20 protein-coding genes are annotated in these 18584 nt (G+C 66.7%); 14 read left to right on the forward strand and 6 right to left on the reverse strand.

The annotated features are described in order from the left end of the window. Positions 1-7: 7 nt before the first annotated feature. Genes A5732_RS02050 through A5732_RS02060 form a run of 3 tightly spaced genes read right to left on the reverse strand, consistent with a single transcriptional unit; the run spans position 8 to position 2509 of the window. Positions 8-1336, reverse strand: a complete 1329-nt coding sequence (locus A5732_RS02050; RefSeq protein ID WP_076100346.1) for an alpha-amylase family protein — start codon at positions 1334-1336, stop codon at positions 8-10. Between the two features lie 10 nt (positions 1337-1346). Beyond that, positions 1347-1883, reverse strand: a complete 537-nt coding sequence (locus A5732_RS02055) for an alkyl hydroperoxide reductase (protein WP_076100348.1) — start codon at positions 1881-1883, stop codon at positions 1347-1349. Between the two features lie 38 nt (positions 1884-1921). Next, on the reverse strand, positions 1922-2509 hold the full coding sequence (locus A5732_RS02060) for a peroxiredoxin (RefSeq protein WP_064951400.1): 588 nt from the start codon (positions 2507-2509) through the stop codon (positions 1922-1924). Positions 2510-2609: 100 nt separating this feature from the next. On the opposite strand from A5732_RS02060, the gene A5732_RS02065 reads away from it, so the two are divergent. From A5732_RS02065 to A5732_RS02080, 4 genes are read left to right on the forward strand one after another with little or no spacing between them, the layout of a single operon-like run. Next, positions 2610-3545, forward strand: a complete 936-nt coding sequence (locus A5732_RS02065; protein WP_076050645.1) for a hydrogen peroxide-inducible genes activator — start codon at positions 2610-2612, stop codon at positions 3543-3545. A gap of 26 nt (positions 3546-3571) precedes the next feature. Continuing rightward, the gene (locus A5732_RS02070; RefSeq protein WP_076100350.1) at positions 3572-4273 is read left to right on the forward strand and encodes an EthD domain-containing protein; all 702 of its coding nucleotides are present in this window, start codon (positions 3572-3574) and stop codon (positions 4271-4273) included. 9 nt (positions 4274-4282) lie between these two features. Next, complete coding sequence (locus A5732_RS02075) at positions 4283-4726, forward strand: PPOX class F420-dependent oxidoreductase (protein ID WP_076050648.1); 444 nt, start codon at positions 4283-4285, stop codon at positions 4724-4726. Between the two features lie 18 nt (positions 4727-4744). Then, positions 4745-5494, forward strand: coding sequence for an enoyl-CoA hydratase/isomerase family protein (locus A5732_RS02080; RefSeq protein WP_076100353.1), 750 nt, complete (start codon positions 4745-4747; stop codon positions 5492-5494). A gap of 4 nt (positions 5495-5498) precedes the next feature. Here A5732_RS02080 and A5732_RS02085 read toward each other — a convergent pair whose 3' ends face one another. Further along, the gene (locus tag A5732_RS02085) at positions 5499-5684 is read right to left on the reverse strand and encodes a (2Fe-2S)-binding protein (RefSeq protein WP_064951405.1); all 186 of its coding nucleotides are present in this window, start codon (positions 5682-5684) and stop codon (positions 5499-5501) included. A gap of 338 nt (positions 5685-6022) precedes the next feature. On the opposite strand from A5732_RS02085, the gene bfr reads away from it, so the two are divergent. From bfr to A5732_RS02135, 10 genes are all read left to right on the forward strand, one after another. Beyond that, entirely contained in the window at positions 6023-6502 is a 480-nt protein-coding gene (gene bfr, locus A5732_RS02090) for a bacterioferritin (protein ID WP_064951406.1), read from the forward strand. Between the two features lie 89 nt (positions 6503-6591). Continuing rightward, on the forward strand, positions 6592-8664 hold the full coding sequence (locus A5732_RS02095; protein WP_076100356.1) for an MDR family MFS transporter: 2073 nt from the start codon (positions 6592-6594) through the stop codon (positions 8662-8664). 65 nt (positions 8665-8729) lie between these two features. Further along, on the forward strand, positions 8730-9224 hold the full coding sequence (locus A5732_RS02100) for a carboxymuconolactone decarboxylase family protein (RefSeq protein ID WP_064951408.1): 495 nt from the start codon (positions 8730-8732) through the stop codon (positions 9222-9224). Positions 9225-9331: 107 nt separating this feature from the next. Further along, positions 9332-10213: a TIGR03854 family LLM class F420-dependent oxidoreductase gene (locus A5732_RS02105; protein ID WP_076100359.1), complete on the forward strand. Its 882-nt coding sequence runs from the start codon at positions 9332-9334 to the stop codon at positions 10211-10213. Between the two features lie 57 nt (positions 10214-10270). Next, positions 10271-11620, forward strand: coding sequence for a glutamine synthetase family protein (locus A5732_RS02110; RefSeq protein WP_076100362.1), 1350 nt, complete (start codon positions 10271-10273; stop codon positions 11618-11620). An 8-nt stretch (positions 11621-11628) separates the two neighbouring features. Further along, on the forward strand, positions 11629-12762 hold the full coding sequence (locus A5732_RS02115; RefSeq protein ID WP_076100364.1) for an amidohydrolase family protein: 1134 nt from the start codon (positions 11629-11631) through the stop codon (positions 12760-12762). 86 nt (positions 12763-12848) lie between these two features. Then, a complete protein-coding gene (locus A5732_RS02120) occupies positions 12849-14813 on the forward strand; it encodes an adenylate/guanylate cyclase domain-containing protein (protein ID WP_076100367.1) in 1965 nt (654 codons plus the stop codon). A gap of 109 nt (positions 14814-14922) precedes the next feature. Beyond that, entirely contained in the window at positions 14923-15177 is a 255-nt protein-coding gene (locus tag A5732_RS27775) for a DUF3761 domain-containing protein (protein ID WP_075237425.1), read from the forward strand. A gap of 203 nt (positions 15178-15380) precedes the next feature. After that, entirely contained in the window at positions 15381-16214 is an 834-nt protein-coding gene (locus A5732_RS02130; protein ID WP_076100370.1) for a lysophospholipid acyltransferase family protein, read from the forward strand. After that, positions 16214-16648 carry an SRPBCC family protein gene (locus A5732_RS02135; RefSeq protein ID WP_076100373.1) on the forward strand — a complete coding sequence of 145 codons (435 nt, stop codon included), beginning with the start codon at positions 16214-16216 and terminating at the stop codon, positions 16646-16648. Before A5732_RS02130 ends, A5732_RS02135 begins: the two co-directional genes overlap by 1 nt. 64 nt (positions 16649-16712) lie before the next feature. Here the strand turns inward: A5732_RS02135 and A5732_RS02140 are convergent, their stop codons facing one another. Together A5732_RS02140 and A5732_RS02145 are read right to left on the reverse strand one after the other, a co-directional pair. Beyond that, complete coding sequence (locus tag A5732_RS02140; protein ID WP_065054017.1) at positions 16713-17156, reverse strand: nuclear transport factor 2 family protein; 444 nt, start codon at positions 17154-17156, stop codon at positions 16713-16715. An 84-nt stretch (positions 17157-17240) separates the two neighbouring features. Then, a complete protein-coding gene (locus A5732_RS02145; RefSeq protein WP_076100375.1) occupies positions 17241-18563 on the reverse strand; it encodes a cytochrome P450 in 1323 nt (440 codons plus the stop codon). Between the last annotated feature and the right edge of the window lie 21 nt (positions 18564-18584).

An 18584-nucleotide genomic window follows, 5' to 3' on the forward strand; every position in this document is an offset into this window, starting at 1 on the left:
TCCGGCCCTAGGCCGGGCTCAGGATCCGCCAGCCCCGGGCCTCGACGACGACGGTGTCGACGACGTCGGACGGCGGCGCCGCCGATCCGCCGATCACCTGCGCACGGGCCGTGCCCAGCTTCGGCAGCGACACGCGTAACGGCTCGTCGTCGATATTGAGCACCACCAGCAGCGCATCGTCACCGTTGCGGGTTTCGTATACGTAGTGCCGATTTTCCAGCAGCCGTGCGGTGGTGCACGCCTTGTGCAGCCAGGGGTAGCGGCGACGCAATCCGATCAGATACTGGTGCAACCGCCAGGTGTCGACGCCGAAGTCATCCAGTTGCAGTGGGGGAGAGTCAAACTCGGGCCGCACCTCGTCGTCGCCGCCGTACCGTTCTTCCTTGACCCCCCGGAAGCCGAGCTCGTCGCCGGCGTACACGGTGGGCACGCCGCCGATGGTCAGCAGCAGCACCAGCGCGTGGGCCACGTGCTCGGGGGTGTCCAGCCGGCTGGCGATGCGGGTGACGTCGTGGTTGCCGATGAACGTCAGCGGCGAGAAGGCGGCCAGAAAGTCGTTGTGGCGCTTCAGCGCCCAATCGAGTTCGAAGAAGTTGCCGTCGTTGAGGCTGCTCCAGATCGCCTTCCACAGCTCGTATTGCGTGGCCGAGTCGAAGGTGGCGGCTTGCACGACGGCGGCGTAATCGCCGTGGATGAGTTCGCCGGCGAACCAGGCGTCCGGGTAGCGCTCGCGTACCCGCGGCAGCGTGGAGGCCCAGAAGTGTTGCGGCACAGCATAAGCCGCATCGAGTCGCCAGCCGTCGGCGCCGCGCCCCAGCCAGTGCGCCATCACGTCGACGGTGTAGTCGACGACCTCGGGGTTGTCGTGGTTGAGGGTGATCAGCCCGGAGTGGCCCTCGAAGGTGTGGAAGCGGCCGGGGCGCCCGCGAAACCAGCGTGCGGCGGCGTCGTCGTCGGCCGCCGCGCGATAGCGTGCGAAATCCTCCCCGACGTGATTGAACACGCCGTCGAGCAGCACGCGCAGGCCGCGGTGATGCGCCTCGGCCACCAGGTGGTCGAAGTCGGCGTCATCGCCCAGCCGGGGATCGATGCGGTAGTGGTCGGTGGTGTCGTAACCGTGTGTGCGCGAGGCGAAGATGGGTCCCAGCGCGATGCCCGAAGCCCCGAGTTCGATGGCATGGTCCAACCAGTCGACGAGCCGCCGCAACCGGTGTTCCTCCGGTTGCGGCGGCTCGTGTGACTGCGGTGTGGGGAATGCTCCCACGAATCCCAGCGGGTAGACCTGCCACCAGATGGCGTGCTGGACCCAGGAGGGTCCCGTCACGGCACTGGACACGGCGGCGCGATCAGCCGACGGTTGCCAGCGTCTGGGAGGCGATGATCGCTTGTGCCACGCCGGAAACGATCGCCGCGGCCTTCAACGCCTCCTGAATGGTTTCCCGGCTGACACCGGCTTCGCGCAGCGTGTGCTCGTGGGCGGCCACGCAGTCCGGGCATCCGTTGATCGACGACACGGCGAACGACCATAGTTCGAAGTTCACCTTCTCCACGCCGGGATTGGCGATGATGTTCATCCGCAATCCCGCGCGCAGGTCGTCGTACTTGCCGTCCAGGAAACCGCGGCCACGGTAGAACACGTTGTTCATGCCCATGATCGAGGCGGCTCCCAGCGCCGCGTTGTACGCCTCGGCGGACAGGCTGTCGGCCGCCTCGGCCCCAATCTCGGTGAGCACCTGCGTGTTCCGGGTCGCTGCGGCGCTGGCCAGCAACGTGCCCCACAGCTGCTCGGAGTTGAGCTCGGTGGTGCGGGTGATCGAGCCCAGGTTGAGCTTGAGGTCCTTGGCGTACTCCGGTAACGCTTCTTTGAGATTTTCTACGCTCATCTCGCCTCCTAATCCGACCTTATGCGATCAGGTGAGAATCAGGCCGACTGCTTGAGCAGCTCGGTGGCGTCCAGCGTCGGGTCACCCTTGCGCCAGTTGCAGGCGCACAGCTCGTCGGACTGCAGTGCGTCCAGGACGCGCAGCACCTCTTCGACGTTGCGGCCCACCGAACCCGCGGTGACCGAAACGAACTGGATCTCGTTGTTCGGGTCGACGAGGAAGGTCGCGCGGTCGGCCACGCCCTCGGCGTTGAGCACACCGGTGCCCAGGCTCAGCTCCCGCTTGATGTCGGACAGCATCGGGAAGGGCAGCTTCTTCAGGTCCTCGTGCTGGGCACGCCAGTTGAAGTGCACGAATTCGCTGTCGATCGAGACGCCCAGCACCTGCGCGTCACGGTCTTCGAACTCGTCGTTGAGCTTGCCGAACGCGGCAATCTCGGTCGGGCACACGAAGGTGAAGTCCTTCGGCCAGAAGAACACCACGCGCCACTTGCCGGCGTGGTCCTCGCTGGTGATGGTGGTGAAGTAGTCCCCAGGCTGCTTGGCGTCGACCTTGGACAGATCGCCCGCGATCAACGCAGTGAGCTCGTAGGCGGGGAACTGGTCGCCGATGGTCAGCAGAGGCATGTCACTCCTTGTTTGGATTTACTCAAGATTAGCTTTCTCCACCATGTTGCCGCGTACCCTAGTTGAAGTAAAGGTGATATTTCCCACTAGACTTATAGCCATGTCCGATAAGAGTTATCAGCCCACTATCGCCGGCCTGCGCGCGTTTGCCGCTGTCGCCGAGAAACGCCAATTCAGTAGCGCCGCAACGTCTCTCGGTGTGAGTCAGTCGACGTTGTCGCAGGCGCTGGCGGCGCTGGAAGCGGGCCTGGGCACCCAGCTGGTGGAGCGCTCGACCCGGCGTGTCTTCTTGACAACGGAGGGCACCCAGCTGCTGCCGCGCGCCCAGGCCGTCGTCGAGGCGGCGGACGCATTCAGCGCCGCGGCCGCGGGCTCCTCGGACCCGCTGCGGGCCGGCATCCGGCTGGGGCTGATACCGACGGTGGCGCCCTATGTGCTGCCGACCGTGCTGGCCGGCGTCGCCGAGGAGCTGCCGGGACTGACGCTGCGGGTGACCGAAGACCAGACCGAGCGGCTGCTGGCGGTGCTGCGGGAAGGCGCGTTGGACGCGGCACTGATCGCCCTGCCCGCCGAGGGCGCCGGCGTCACCGCAATCCCGATCTACGACGAGGATTTCGTGCTCGCCCTGCCGCCGGGTCATCCGCTGGCGGGCAAGCGCCGGGTGCCGGCGACCGCGCTGGCCGACCTGCCGCTGTTGCTGCTGGACGAGGGGCATTGCCTGCGCGATCAGGCGCTCGACGTCTGCCACAAGGCGGGCGTTCGGGCGGAGCTGGCCAACACCCGGGCCGCGTCACTGGCGACCGCCGTGCAATGCGTGACCGGCGGCCTGGGCGTCACGCTCATTCCCCAGAGCGCGGTGCCGGTCGAGGCGTCCCGAAGCCGCCTGGGCCTCGCGCAGTTCGCCGCGCCGCGCCCGGGCCGGCGGATCGGTTTGGTTTTCCGCTCGTCGAGCGGGCGCGACGAATCCTATCGCCAGCTGGCCGGGCTCATCGGCAGGTTGATCAGCAGCCAGCACCAGGTGCGGATGGTCAAATAGCTGGCCGGCGACTGTAAGTTCTGCGTATGGAGAAGGTCATCGCCGTGCTGATGCGTGCCGAGCCCGATGACGCGTGGTGCGCCCGGCAACGGGGTCATATCGCCGACGCGCTGCTGCAGCTGGGCGTCGTCGGGCTGCAGATGAACGTTCGTGACAGCACCGTGCGTAACTCGCTGATGACACTGACAACCCTGGACCCGCCGGTGGCCGCGGTGGTGAGCATGTGGACCCAGCAGTGCTACGGCGACCAGATGACGGCGGCATTCAAATTCCTCGCCCAGGAATGTGAGCAGCTGGCCGCTTACCTGGTGACCGAGTCGGTCCCGTTGATTGCGCCCACCGTCGAACCCGGTTCTCGCACACCGGGTTTGGCCAATATTGCACTGCTGCGCCGGCCCGCCGACATGGACCAGGCCACTTGGCTGAACCGTTGGCAACGCGACCACACCTCGGTGGCCATCGAAACGCAGTCGACGTTCGGTTACACCCAGAACTGGGTGGTGCGGGCGCTCACCCCGGACGCGCCGGGAATTGCGGGCATCGTCGAGGAGTTGTTTCCCATCGAGGCCATCACCGACCTCCACGCGTTCTTCGGAGCCGCCGATGACCAGGACCTGCAGGACCGGCTGGGCCGGATGGTCGCCAGCACAACCGCATTCGGCGCGAACGAGAACATCGACACGGTGCCGACAAGCCGCTACGTGTTCGAGACACCGTTCCGGGAGTAAGGACCGCCCATGACAACACTCGACGAGGCTGTGGCGCTGGCCAAGGGAGAAAGCGGTCTGGCGGTGATCTCGACCGTTCGTGCCGATGGAACGGTTCAGGCCTCGCTGGTCAACGTGGGCCTGTTGGCGCACCCGGCGAATGGTCAACCCGTCCTGGGCTTTACCACCTACGGCAGGGTCAAGCTGGCCAACCTGCGCGCCCGCCCGCAGCTGGCCGTGACCTTCCGCAACGGGTGGCAGTGGGCGACGGTCGAGGGCCGCGCGGAGTTGGTCGGCCCCGAGGATTCCCGGCCCTGGTTGACGGACGCCGATCAGTTGCGATTGCTGCTGCGCGACGTGTTCACCGCGGCGGGCGGCACCCACGACGACTGGGACGAGTACGACCGGGTGATGGCTGCCGAGGGCCGCGCCGTGGTGCTCATCGCCCCAACCCGCGTCTACAGCAACGGCTAGCCTCGTTAGGCTGCTCGCGTGACGCTGCAGATCGATGACGAGAACCGGGTACGCACTCTCACGCTGAACCGGCCCGAGGCGCTCAACGCATTCAACGAAGCCCTCTACGACGCCACGGCCGAGGCGCTGCTGGCCGCCGCCGAGGATCCCGAGGTCGCGGTCGTGCTGCTGACCGGCGCGGGGCGCGGCTTCAGCGCCGGCACGGACCTGGCCGAGATGCAGGCACGTATCACCGACCCCGACTTCGCCCCCGGCAAGCACGGCTTCATCGGGCTGATCAATGCGCTCAGCGCGTTTCCGAAGCCGCTGATCTGCGCGGTGAACGGCGTGGGCGTCGGGATCGGCGCCACCATTCTCGGCTATGCCGATCTGGCGTTCATGTCGTCGACCGCCCGGCTGAAGTGCCCGTTCACCAGCCTGGGCGTGGCACCGGAAGCGGCGTCGTCGTATCTACTGCCCCAGCTGGTGGGCCGGCAGAACGCGGCCTGGTTGTTGATGTCCTCGGAGTGGGTCGACGCCGACGAGGCGTTGCGGATGGGCCTGGTCTGGCGGGTCTGCGAGCCCGACGAGCTGTTGGCACAGGCCCGTCAACACGCCGAAATCCTTGCCTCCCGGCCGATTTCGAGCCTGATGGCCGTTAAGCACACAATGACCGAACCCGTCCGCCCGGAGATCGCAGCGGCCACCGCTCGGGAAAACGCGCACTTCGCTGAACTGATGGGCGCCCAGGCCAACGCGGCGGCTTTGGCCGACTTCAACAAACGCTGACGCGCTAGATCGACGGAGCCGTTTGCAGCTTCGCCTGGGCGGCGAGGATCGCGCGCAATGTGCGCCGGCAGCGGCCGCAGTCACCACCGGCGCCGCACGCGGCGGCGATCTCTTTGGAGGTCGATGCGCCCTGTGCGACGACGTCGCACACGGTCTGGTTGGTCGCCCCAACACAGAGGCACACGTACATCAGCGCACCTCCTGCACGTCGGAATCCCCTTCGTCGAGAGCTCTGTCCTGCGTCTGCGATTCGTCCCCGACTCCGGCGTTCCGAGTCATCGGGCACCTGGCGATGAGGCCGAATGCGCATGCCGCTTATTAGCAGAGTCTAACCTAAGTTATTAAGCGCAGTCTAACCTAACCAAGGGGCCACTTACTTCACTCTTGACGTCACTGAGTGCAGCCAAACCTTGCTGGAACATTCCAAGCGGCCGTGGCAAAGTGCTGCTACAGCCCAGGTTTGCGCGCTCCAGCCCAGCGCGCGTGCCGCGGCCACACACGACAGCCGCTCACACCATAGGAGTGACAATGCAAGGGGATCCGGAAGTTTTGCGTCTGCTCAACGAGCAGTTGACCAGCGAGCTCACCGCGATCAACCAATACTTCCTGCACTCCAAGATGCAGGACAACTGGGGTTTCACCGAGTTAGCTGAGCACACCCGGGCCGAGTCCTTCGACGAGATGCGACACGCCGAGTCGATCACCGATCGCATCCTGATACTCGACGGATTGCCGAACTACCAGCGCCTCTTCTCGCTGCGCATCGGCCAGACGCTGCGCGAGCAGTTCGAGGCCGACCTGGCCATCGAATACGAGGTGATGGACCGGCTCAAGCCGGCGATCATCTTGTGCCGGGAAAAGCAGGACTCCACCACCGCGAACCTCTTCGAGGAGATCGTGGCCGACGAGGAAAAGCACATCGACTACCTCGAGACCCAGCTCGAGTTGATGGACAAGCTGGGCGTCGAGCTGTACTCGGCGCAGTGCGTGTCGCGGCCACCCAGCTGACTCTCGGGCGCCGCCCTTGCGCGGGGGTTTTGGTTGCCACCGGTTGACCGTGGGCACTCATTACCATCGAACGCCGTGGGAAGGCAGGCATGACGAGGGCGACACCAGCAGCGGCTCCGGCCGGCCACGCTTCGGATTCGCAACCCGGCAATGTCGCGGTCGACGCGCAGCGACGCAATTTCATCTTCGTGGCGATCCTGCTCGGCATGCTGATGGCCGCGCTGGACCAGACGATCGTGGCGACCGCGTTGCCGACCATCGTCGCCAATCTCGGTGGCGCAGGCCATCAATCGTGGGTGGTCACCAGCTATCTCCTCGCGTCGACCATCATCACCGCCCTCGTCGGCAAGTTCGGTGACCTGTTCGGCCGCAAGCGGGTCTTCCAGGCGGCCGTGGTGTTCTTTGTCGCCGGATCCGTGCTGTGCGGGCTCTCGAGTTCGATGGGCATGCTGGTCGCGTCGCGCGCACTGCAGGGCATCGGCGGCGGCGGGCTCATGGTGACCGCCATGGCCCTGATCGGCGAGGTGATCCCGCTGCGAGACCGCGGCCGCTACCAAGGCGCGATGGGAGCGGTGTTCGGTGTCACCACCGTGATCGGTCCCTTGCTCGGCGGCTACTTCACCGACCACTTCACCTGGCGGTGGGCCTTCTGGATCAACGTGCCGATCTCGGTCGTCGTCTTCTTCGTGGCGGCCGCCGCCATCCCGGCGCTGACCGACCGCACCAAACCGGTCATCGACTACACCGGGATCCTGTTCGTCGGCCTGGGCGCCGCCGGCCTGACACTGGCCACCAGTTGGGGCGGGACCACCTATCCGTGGGGATCGCCCATGATCATCGGGCTGTTCGTCGGCTCGGTGATCGCGTTGTGCATCTTCGCCTGGGTGGAGAGCCGCGCCGCCGCGCCGATCCTGCCGATCCGGCTGTTTCAGAGTTCGGTGTTCACCGTCTGCTGTGTGCTGTCTTTCGTGGTCGGGTTCGCGATGCTGGGCGCCCTGACATTCCTGCCGACGTACATGCAATTCGTCAACGGTGTCTCGGCCACCACGTCGGGCCTGCGCACGTTGCCGATGGTGATCGGCATGCTGACCACCTCGATGGGCAGCGGTGTCATCGTCGGCCGCACAGGCAGATACAAAGTCTTCCCCATCGCCGGCACCGCAGTCATGGCGGTGGCGTTTTTTCTGATGTCGCGGATGGACCCGTCGACATCCGCTGTCGTCCAATCGTTGTTCCTCGTAATCCTCGGCGCCGGGATCGGGATGTGCATGCAGACCCTGGTCCTGATCGTCCAGAACACTTCGAGCTTCGACGACCTCGGCGTCGCGACCTCCGGCGTCACCTTCTTCCGCACAATTGGCAGCTCGTTCGGAGCCGCCATCTTCGGCTCGCTGTTCACAAACTTTCTGCACAGCCGAATCGGCCCGGCGCTGGTGGCCAGCCACGCACCGGCCGCGGCCGCCGCGTCGCCGGAGGCGTTGCACCGGCTGCCCCGCCAGGCGGCCGCCCCGATCGTCGCCGCCTATGCCGATTCGCTCACCCAGGTTTTCCTCTGGGCGGTTCCGGTCGCGCTGGTGGGGTTCGTACTCGCATTGTTCCTGCGCGAGGTGCCGCTCCAGGAATTCCACGACAGCACAGTCGATCTCGGCGACGCCTTCGGGATGCCGACCAGCGAGACACCGGACCAGATGCTGGAGAACGCGATCGCACGGATGATGCGCGGCGTTCCCGGCATGCGGTTGCGCAGCATCGCGATGCGACCCGATTGCCGACTCGACGTCGCCGGGTTATGGGGAGTCCTGCGGATCAATCGCTACAGACAGATTTACGGGACCGCTCGGCTCACCGACATGGCCGACTATCTACGGGTACCGTTCGAGATTCTCGAGCCCACCTTCGCCCGCCTGGTGTCCGGCGGCTACGCGCAGAGCGACGGCGAACAGTTGTGGCTGACCCCGACCGGGAGGCAGCAAGTCGCCTACGTGCACTCGCTACTGCTGGCCTGGCTGGTCGACAAGCTCGCGCGCTCACCGGGCTTCGAGGGCCGCCCGGACCGCCGCGCGGTGGAGGCCGCGCTGGAGCGTGTCGCGCATCGCGTTCTGGCCCAACGTGATTGGCAGGATGAGCAGCCAACCGTGGCGATTCCGTCGGCCGCTCGCTAGCGGGTACCCCTCCCCATTCGCCGACATCCCCGACCGGGGTCCCGACGCGGGCGTACCATCACGCCATGAGCCGAATCGGAACATTTGCTGACGACGACCTGGCCGGCTGGTTTGCGAAGTCTCCGGACATCGGCGGCGCGCTCGGGGGCTTCAGCCAGGCGGTCTACACCAAGAACCGGTTGCCGTTGCGCACCCGCGAACTGGCGCGCGCCGTGATCGCCCACCGCAACGAATGCGTCGTCTGCGTCAACACCCGAGACGAGGACGGCCCCGCCGCCGGCGTCGACGAGGAGTTGTACGACCACGTCCACGAATGGCGTACCTGGCCCGGTTACAGCGACCAGGAGCGGCTGGCCGCCGAGTTCGCGGACCGATTCGCCACCGACCACACCGCCCTGCGCGACGACGAAGACTTCTGGAGCCGTTGTGCGGAACACTTCTCGGACGAGTTGCTGGCCGACCTGGCCCTGTCCTGCGCGCTGTGGGTCGGCATGGGTCGAGTGCTGCGGACCCTCGACATCGGGCAGGCCTGCAAGCTCACCATCCCCAGCCGCGGCTAGTTTCCCGCCCACTAAGGCCGGGCAACCGGCGATGACTCGCGCCCCGGGCACAAATGGCGGCGCGGTGATGTTGCGGTGTGGGTGAGAGTACGCAGAGGGAGACGCCGGTGAAGATTCGCTTCGGCGTCGGCCTCGGTGCCGACACCGCACCGGACCAGCTGGCCGCGATCGTCGATCACCTCGAGGCCGGCGGGGTGGACTCGCTGTGGTTTTCCGAACTGGTGTATTCGCCGGCGGTCGATCCGGTGGTCGGCATGGCGTATGCGCTGGCCCGGACGACCCGCCTCAAGGTGGGCACGTCGGTGGCCGTGCTGCCGGGGCGACATCCGGTGCTGGTCGCAAAGCAATTGGCGTCGCTGGCGGCCGTCGCGCCCAAGCGGGTGCTACCCGTCTTCGGTCTGCGCTCGGCGATACCGGCCGAACGCGAGGTGTTCGTGGTCCCCGACGGCGAGCGCGCGGCGGTGTTCGACGAGTCGCTGCGGCTGCTGCGGGCGGCACTGATAGAGGAATCGGCGACGTTTCGCGGCCGGTATTTCAGCGTCACCGACGTGGCCGTCGCTCCGAGACCGACACCGCCGCTGGACATCTGGGTGGGCGGTGCGGCGCCGGCGGCGTTTCGCCGCATCGGCGCGCTGGGCGACGGGTGGCTGGGCAGCTTCCTCACCCCGGCGGAGGCGCGCGCCGGGCGCGCGGCGATCGAGCGGGCGGCCGCGGACGCCGGCCGCAGCATCGAACCCGACCACTTCGGCATCTCGCTGGCGGTCGCCGACGGGGAATTGCCCGCCGAGCTGGCCGCGGCGGTGCGCCGGCGTCGGCAGGACCGCGACCCCGGCGAGCTGATCGCCGCGGGATGGGATCAGCTGCATCGACAACTCGACGCCTACATCGAGGCTGGGTTGACGAAATTCGTCATTCGACCGGTGGGCAAGGCGCCGGTCAATGGCTTCCTCGATCGATTCGTCACCGAATTGGTCGCCCGGCAGAACTGAGCGTGCGGGTAGGCCGTTTACCGTACGGCAAGATCCGAGGTTGGGAGAATGACAGCCATGACCGGCACACCGCTTGCCGCGGCCGTTGCCCAACTCGAGGTCGAGGGCGTCGACACGGTCATCGGCACCGTGGTGAATCCCGCCGGGCTCACCCTGGCTAAAACCGTGCCGATCCGGCGAACCAACGCCTTCGCAGATCCGGGGCTGGGGGCCAGCCCGTCCTGGCACGCGTTCGCCATCGATCAGACCGGCATCGCCTTCACCGCCGATGTGGGCGTGGTGGGTGACCAGCGTCTTCGTATCGATCTGTCCGCGTTGCGCATCGTCGGTGACGGTCTGGCGTGGGCGCCCGCCGCGTTTTTCTCCCAGGACGGCACGCCGGTTCCCACGTGCAGTCGGGGAACGTTGCGACGTCTCGAGGCCGCACTCACCGAAGCCGGGATCGAAGCCGCGATCGGCCACGAGATCGAATTCCTCCTGGTCGGCCCGGACGGCGACCGGCTGCCGCCGACGTTGTGGGCGCAGTACGGCCTGGCCGGTGTGCTGGAGCACGAGGCGTTCGTGCGCGACGTGATCAGGTCGGCGACGGGCGCCGGCATCACGATCGAACAGTTTCACCCCGAGTACGGCGCCAACCAGTTCGAGATCTCGTTGTCACCGCAGAGCCCCGTGGCCGCCGCCGATCAGCTGATCCTGATGCGACTCATCATCGGCCGCGTGGCCCGCCGCCATGGGCTGCGCATCAGCCTGTCGCCCGCGCCGTTCGCCGATGGCGTCGGATCCGGTGCACACCAACACTTTTCGCTGACGACATCGGAAGGCCGGCTGTTCTCCGACGGCCCCGAAAGTCACGGCATGACGGAGGCGGGCCAGAGCGCGATAGCGGGCGTGGTGCGCGGCCTGCCGGAAGCCCAGGGCGTACTGTGCGGGTCCATCGTCTCCGGCTTGCGGATGCGCCCCGGCAACTGGGCCGGGGCCTATGCGTGCTGGGGCACCGAAAACCGCGAGGCCGCAGTGCGATTCGTCGCCGGCGGGCCGGGAAATCCGCGCGGCGGCAACGCCGAGGTGAAGATCGTCGACCCGTCGGCGAACCCGTACCTGGCCTCGGCGGCCATCCTCGGCCTGGCCCTGGACGGCATCAAGTGCCAGGCCGCGCTGCCACCGGAGATCACGGTCGACCCGGCCGTCCTGTCCGATTCCGACCGTGAGCGCGACGGCATCGTGCGCCTGACCGATTCACAGGCCGAAGCAATTGCGGCACTTGATGGTTCAGAGGCCATGCGGCGCATCCTGGGCGATCCGGCAGTCGACATGGTGGTCGCGGTGCGCCGCCTGGAGCAGGAACGCTACGGCGACCTGACGCCCGAGCAGCTCGCGGACAAATTCCGCATGGCCTGGAGTCTGTGACGGCTCCTATGGTCTCCGACACCCGCGCCCTCGCCCATTACATCGGCGAAGTGGCGCTGGTCGATCAGCATGTCCACGGTTGCTGGCTGACGCGCGGAGACCGGCGGCGATTCGAGAACGCACTCAACGAGGCCAACAGCGAACCCATCGATTATTCGGGCTTCGACTCACAACTCGGGTTCGCGGTGCGCGCGCATTGCGCCCCCGTCCTGGGGCTGCCCGAACACGCCGATCCGCAGGCCTATTGGGAGCGGCGCAGCCAATTCGCGGAGGAGGAGCTGGCGCGGCTGTTCCTGGCGGCCGCCGGCGTGAGTGACTGGCTGGTAGACACCGGGATCGGCAGCAATGGCGTCGCCGGGGTCGCGGACATGGCCCGGCTGTCCGGCCGTCACGCGCGCGAGGTGGTCCGCCTCGAGGAGGTGGCCGAGCAGGCCGCGCAGGCCCCCGGTGATTACGCCGCGGCGTTCGAGGAGATCCTGCACCGGCGCGCGGCCGGCGCGGTCGGCACCAAATCGATTCTGGCCTACCGCGGCGGGTTTGACGGCGACCTGAGCCAACCGTCGACGGCGGAGGTCGCCGACGCCGCCGCCCGCTGGCGCGAGCGTGGCGGTACCCGATTGCAGGACAGGGTCCTGCTGCGGTTCGGGTTGCACCAGGCGCTGCGGCTGGGCAAGCCGCTGCAGTTCCACGTCGGCTTCGGCGATCGGGATTGCGACCTACACAAGGCCAATCCGCTGCTGCTGGTTGACTTTCTGCGCGACACGGCGGACGTCCCGGTCGTCCTGCTGCACTGCTATCCCTACGAGCGCGAGGCCGGCTATCTGGCCCAGGCGTTCAACAACGTCTATCTCGACGGCGGTTTGAGCGTCAACCACTTGGGGGCGCGGTCACCGGCCTTCCTTGCTCGATTGCTGGAGATGGCGCCCTTTTCCAAGATCCTCTATTCGTCCGACGGATTCGGCCCGGCAGAACTGCATTTCCTCGGTACGGTCCTGTGGCGCAGGGGCATTGATCGGGTGCTGCGCGAGTTCGTGGACCGCGGCGACTGGAGCGAGGCAGACGCCATCCGGGTGGTCGATCTCATCGCCCGCGGGAACGCCGCGCGCATCTACGACCTGACACCTCAGGGTTGTCGGTCATGACAACGAGCCCGGAACGCTCCGGCTCCTGGCGTCGCAGGCCGATGGACATACGCCGGGGATCGAGGCTCCGCACGGCTAACTGGCTCATGCATTTGGCGCTGCCCATGCTGGCGTTGTGGCTGCTGCTGGACCAACCCCAGGTCGACCTGGAGTGGGACAACCGGGTGGCCCATTTCATCTTGGTGCTGTCCGCCTCGGCCGTGAGTGTGGTGTTGGGCGCCCTGATCGCCCGGGCCTCACGTGCGCGCGATGACGCCCGCCTCTGGCTGGGTTCGCTGGTTTTCATGACGACCGCCGGCTTTTTCGGAGTTCACGCCGTCTTCACCCCCGGCGTTCTGTTCGACACGTCCGATGCGGACTTCATGTTGCCGACCCGAATGGGGCTGGTGCTGGCCGGAATAGCCGCGCTGGCCTCGTCGATGAGATTCAGCCCGGAGAGAAGCGCCCGCCTCTGGGCACTGCGCCGCCCGTTGGTGGTATTGGTGGTCGCGCTGATGGCCGCCTGCGCGGTGACCATTTTCTACGGGCTACTCGACCGACTCCCGGATCAAGAGCTGGTGGAACGCGTCGAGCAGGCCGCGGCGCTGGTGGGTGCCGCACTATTCGCCATTGCTGCGCTTGCCTACCTTCCGATCTACCGGCGTCGCCCGGCGGTGGTAGTCATCTCGGTGCTGACGGCATTCATGTTGCTGTCCGAGTCGGCGGTGGCCCTTGCCTTCGGGATGAGCTGGCATGCCTCGTGGTGGCTGTGGCATGTGCTGATGACGACGGCCTTCTGCTTCATCGCGTACAGCGCGCGAGTCCAATTCCGCCGCGAGGGCACCGTCAAGGGGCTTTTCGATGCGCTTGCCACACAACAGACCATCGCCAATTTGCGCCGCGACTACACGGCGGCGTTGGAATCGATGGTGGACATGCTGCAGCGCCGCGAGCGGGGTGAGCGGGTGCCGCCCGCTGCCGCCACTGCGGCCCTTACCGACCGGTTCGAACTCACCGAGCAGCAGGTGGCAGTGCTCAAACGCAGCGCCGAAGCCCTGGGCACCGAACGAGAACGCGTCCGCAAGCTCGGCGAGCTGGTGGCGTTGGGCAAGGAAACCAGCGTCATCCAGGACGAGGATGCCCTGCTCGCAGGGGTGCTGGCGGCTCTGGCGAAAGCCTTCCCGGACAATGTTTTTCGGATCGGGCTGATGCGCGCCGGTGAACTCCGCTTTGCGGATGGGTCAGCCGACAGGCCCATCAGCAATACCCCGAATCCCTCAGGCCTCGAACTTCCACTGACGGTCAAGGGCCAGGCCGCCGGGGTGATCGAGGCCCAAACACCGGCGGGCGCCTTCTCGGACGCCGATATCGCACTGCTGTCGTCGTTCGCCATGCAGGCCTCGATGGCGTTGGAGAACGCGCGGATATACCAGAACCTCGACGGGCTGTTTCGCAGCTACATGTCACCCGCGGTTGCTACCGCCCTGGTTGCCGATCCCGACCAGGCGGGGCTGGGTGGCGCGATCACCGAGATCACTGTGTTGATGGCCGACTTGCACGGGTTCACCGCATTCACCGAAGCGACCTCGCCGGCGCAGGTTGTCGACATGCTCAACGCCTACTATGGCGCGGTCGTTCCAGTCATCCTCGAGGCGGGCGGCACCGTCCTGCCCTTTGCCGGCGATGCGGTGGTGGCGATCTGGAATGCTCCGGTGCGCCAGCCCGATCACGTGTTGCGGGCGGCGCGCGCCGGACTGGCGCTGCATACCGTCGTCGAGGAGTCGGCCGCCGGTCATCATGACTGGCCGCGCTTTCGGGTCGGGATCAACACGGGTCCCGCGCTGGTAGGCAACGTCGGCGCGCTGCAGGTGCGCAACTTCACCGCCATTGGCGACACGATGAACCTGGCGGCACGGCTGCAGGGCCTGGCCCGGCCGGGCCAGGTGGTCATCGGCCCCAATACCGCAGCGGCGCTTGGCGTGTCCGCGCAAGTGACCGTACACGGGTGGGTGGACGTCAAGGGCAAGCGCGACCCCGTCCGGCTCCGGGTGCTGCGCGGACTCGGGGACTAGCGGAAATTTCACGAATTCCCATGTCGTCAACCGCTCGGACGCATAGGCTTCGAGCGACGAATCGGGCAAACGTCACCAAACTGTAGGTAGAAGATGGAGGTTTGGGCACGTGTTGTCCCGTGCTGCGTTCGTCATCGCAGCCATCGTCACGGCCGCCACCGCGTTGGCGGCATCGGCCTACGCGTCACCCAGTGGCGGGTGCTACACCGCCAGTTCTGGTGACTGCGTGCCATATCCGCAAAAGGGTGGCCCACAACCGCAGGGCGCCACGGCCCAATGCGCGGACGGAAGCTGGTCTTTCAGCGAGCACCCGCATGCCAGTGGGACCTGCCACGGCCACGGAGGCGTCCAGCAGTACTTGTAGCTGACGGTAGAACGCCGGGCTTGCCGAGAAGCCTTGGGATGGCCAAAGTACGAGGGGTGACCATCTCAACATGGTCAGGCAGGGTTCGAGCTCAAGGTCAATGGGCCGGACAGGCCGTCGGAGACCAGCACGCATCGCCCGCAAGAGCGCCGCGCGCATCTACCGCGTTTGACCCCCCGTGACGCCGGGGTATGCCTCCCGTCATGGCGACCGCGAAGGGCGTCTTGAATTGGGCTCGCGACAAGGTCGTGTCGTGGGTGCCCAAAGCCGACCTTGACCAGCGGGATCCCGATTACATCCGGGATCAGCTGCCGGGTACCTGGCTGCTGGCGTCGCTGTACTTCAGGGCCGACGTGCGCGGTTTAAGCCGTATTCCGGCCGAGGGACCGGTGCTGCTGGTGGGCAACCACAGCGGCGGCAATGTGCCGCCCGACACGTTTGTCTTCACGCTCGCCTTCTGCTCGTACTTCGGTGTCGAGCGGCCCTTCTACCAGTTGGCCCACGACCTCGTCGTCTCCGCGCCGCCGCTCGGCTCGCTGCGCAAATTCGGAACCGTCGCCGCGAATCCCGAAAACGCCCGCCTCGCACTGGAATCCGGAGCGGCCCTGCTGGTCTACCCCGGCGGCGACTACGAGGTGTTCCGGCCCTCATGGGAACGGCACAAGGTCGACTTCGGCGGGCGCATGGGTTACGTAAAGCTGGCCCGCGAAGCCGGGGTGCCGATCGTTCCCGTCGCCAGCATCGGTGGGCAGGAAAGCGCGCTGTTCCTCAACCGGGGGCAGTGGCTGGCCAAGCTGCTGATGGCGGACAAGTTGCTCCGGCTCAAGAGCATCCCGGTATCGCTGGCGCTACCCTGGGGACTCAATATCAGCGATTTGGCGGGCCACATTCCGTTGCCCACCAAGATCGTGATCGAGGTTCAAGACCCGATTGAGGTCGACGGCGACGATCAAGCGGTGCACGACAAGGTGATGGCCTCCCTGCAGGGGGGTGTCGACCGGCTTGCCGCCGAACGACGATTCCCGGTGATCGGCTGATGCGCGTCGAACGCCGCTGCGTCATCAACGCCGACCGCGACGCGGTCTGGAAAATCATCAGCGACCCGGATTGCTACCCGTCGTTCATGACGAACCTCGAGCGATGGGAGTCGTCGAACGAGATCCCCGCCGGTCTCGGCGCGCGCTACACCGTCCACTGGAAGATCGGCTCGGTGCCGGTGGGCGGCCTGATCGAGGTGGTCGAGTTCGACGAAGGCCGCGACCTCGCCTGGGTGGGTATCACCGGGGTAACCCTGCGCGGGCGGATGCGGTTGCGCGACACAGGCGACGGCTGCACAAAGGTGACGTTCCGGCTGTCGTATCAGGCGCCCGGGGGAATACTTGGGTATATCGCCGATCGGATCGCCGTGCGCCAGGTGGGACGCACGCTGACGGAAACATTGAAACGCCTCCGAAGGATGGCCGAGTCGTAGCCGCAATGATGCGTTCCACCGTCGTGGGGTGGCAGACCGTCCGCGTTGCCTTGAATGGGGATCGTCAGACCAACGCCGAGGCGTCGTACACCCAACTCACGTCGCCGGTTGCCAATCCCTCGAAGTGGTTCGGGGGAGCGAAGGCCACCAGGCTGTTCATGTCCCAATAGTCTTTCCAGACAGTAACTTTGCCGTCGACAACCTTGTGCACCGTGACGAATCGCAGCACACCCTGCTCGCCGGTGGCGAATGTCCAGGTCTCGGAGTGCTCGTAGAGCACGTCGGAGCCGTTGGACACCAGCACGCCGGTGTGGTTCTCATAGCCGGCCAACTGCTCGAGACCCATCCTGAGGCGTTTGACGATGTCCTCCGGCCCGCGGGCCGACAGCGCGGGAACCGGCATGTCGACATAGAGGCAGTCGTCGGACAGGAAGGTCTTGATCGCTTCCCAATCGCGCCGCGAAAGGGCCTGCCACAGCCCACGGACGACGTCCTCGACCGCGATCATAGACACCTCTGTCATAACGGCAAATAAAACTCTGTTGCCGCCCCGGTGTCAATAAGCCGGCCGGGGTTCACGTGGCGTGGACCGCTAGCCGTCCACCGCGGCCATCGACCGGGCCGGGCCCAGGTTCACCGGCAACGACGACCACCCCCGCAGGACACGGGTTTCGCGCCTGCTTCCGGCGCCCGCCGCGCGCACCTGGGGGAAGCGGTCGAAAAACGTGCGCAGCCCGACTTCGCCCTCGGCACGGGCCAGGGCCGCGCCGAGGCAGAAGTGCCGGCCACCGGAGAAGGCGAGATGCCTTCCGGCGTTCTCCCTTTCGATGTCGAAGCGGTGCGGATCGGGAAACACGGCCGGATCCCGGTTGGCGGCGGCCAGATACACCAGCACCAAATCGCCGCGTTCTAACCGCCGGCCGGCTATCTCCACATCGTTGAGCGCTAACCGCGCGGTCAGCTGCACCGGCGACTCCAACCGCAGGATCTCTTCGACGGCGTTGGGCCACAACTCGGGGCGCCGCCGCAGGGTGTCGAGGTGCTGGGGCGCGTCCATCAGCATGCGAATCCCATTGCCGAGCAGATTCACCGTGGTCTCGAAACCGGCGGCCAACACCAGACCGGCGATCGCCTGCAACTCTATCTCGTTGAGATACGTTTCCGCCGAGCCGCTTTCGGCGGTCTGGATCACCTGACTCATCAAATTGTCGCTGGGGTCCAAGCGCAACTGCTGCAGGTGCTCGTCAAGCCAGGAGCTGAAGCCCGCGATGCCTTGCTGCACGCTGCGGTACTGCCGCCACGGCAATCCGATGTCGAGACTCGGCGCGGCAAGTTCACCGAATTCCAGCACCCGCCGCCGCTCGGACTCCGGCACGCCGAGGATATCGCTGATGATCGAAACCGGAAGTTGTGCGCAGTACCGCCGGACGATGTCCACGACACCCACGTCGCCGGTCAGCCGATCCAACAGCTCGGCGGCGGTCTGCTCCACCCGATCTCGCAGCGCGGCAACCGCTCTGGGGGTGAACACCGCCGAGACGGTCTTGCGGTAGCGGGTGTGGTCGGGTGGCTCGACCGCCAGTAACGACGGTGCCCGCAGTGGGTGCAGGAGGTCGTCGCGGGTGCGGCGCTCCAGCCACCGCAGCGGCGCCGGCAGGTTCGATCCGAAGATCAGCACCCGGAAGTCATCGGACCGCAGCAGCTCGTGGGCGAGCGCGTGATCCGCCGTCAGATAGGAGACGCGGCCCTTCACCAGCTTGCCCCGGGCGCGGACCTCGTCGTAGTAGGGGACCGGGTCGGCGGCCACCGCCGGATCCGCGATCAGCCTGGCCTGGACCTCACCGCGCCAGGCCCCGAGCGCGGCGACTCCCCGGATGAAGCCGTGCATCGCGAACCAGTGCAATCGTTCCTTCACTGGCCCCTCCCTCGTCCGGGT

Origin of the sequence: Mycobacterium colombiense, assembly GCF_001953985.1 — a bacterium.
GTDB lineage: Bacteria > Actinomycetota > Actinomycetes > Mycobacteriales > Mycobacteriaceae > Mycobacterium > Mycobacterium colombiense_B.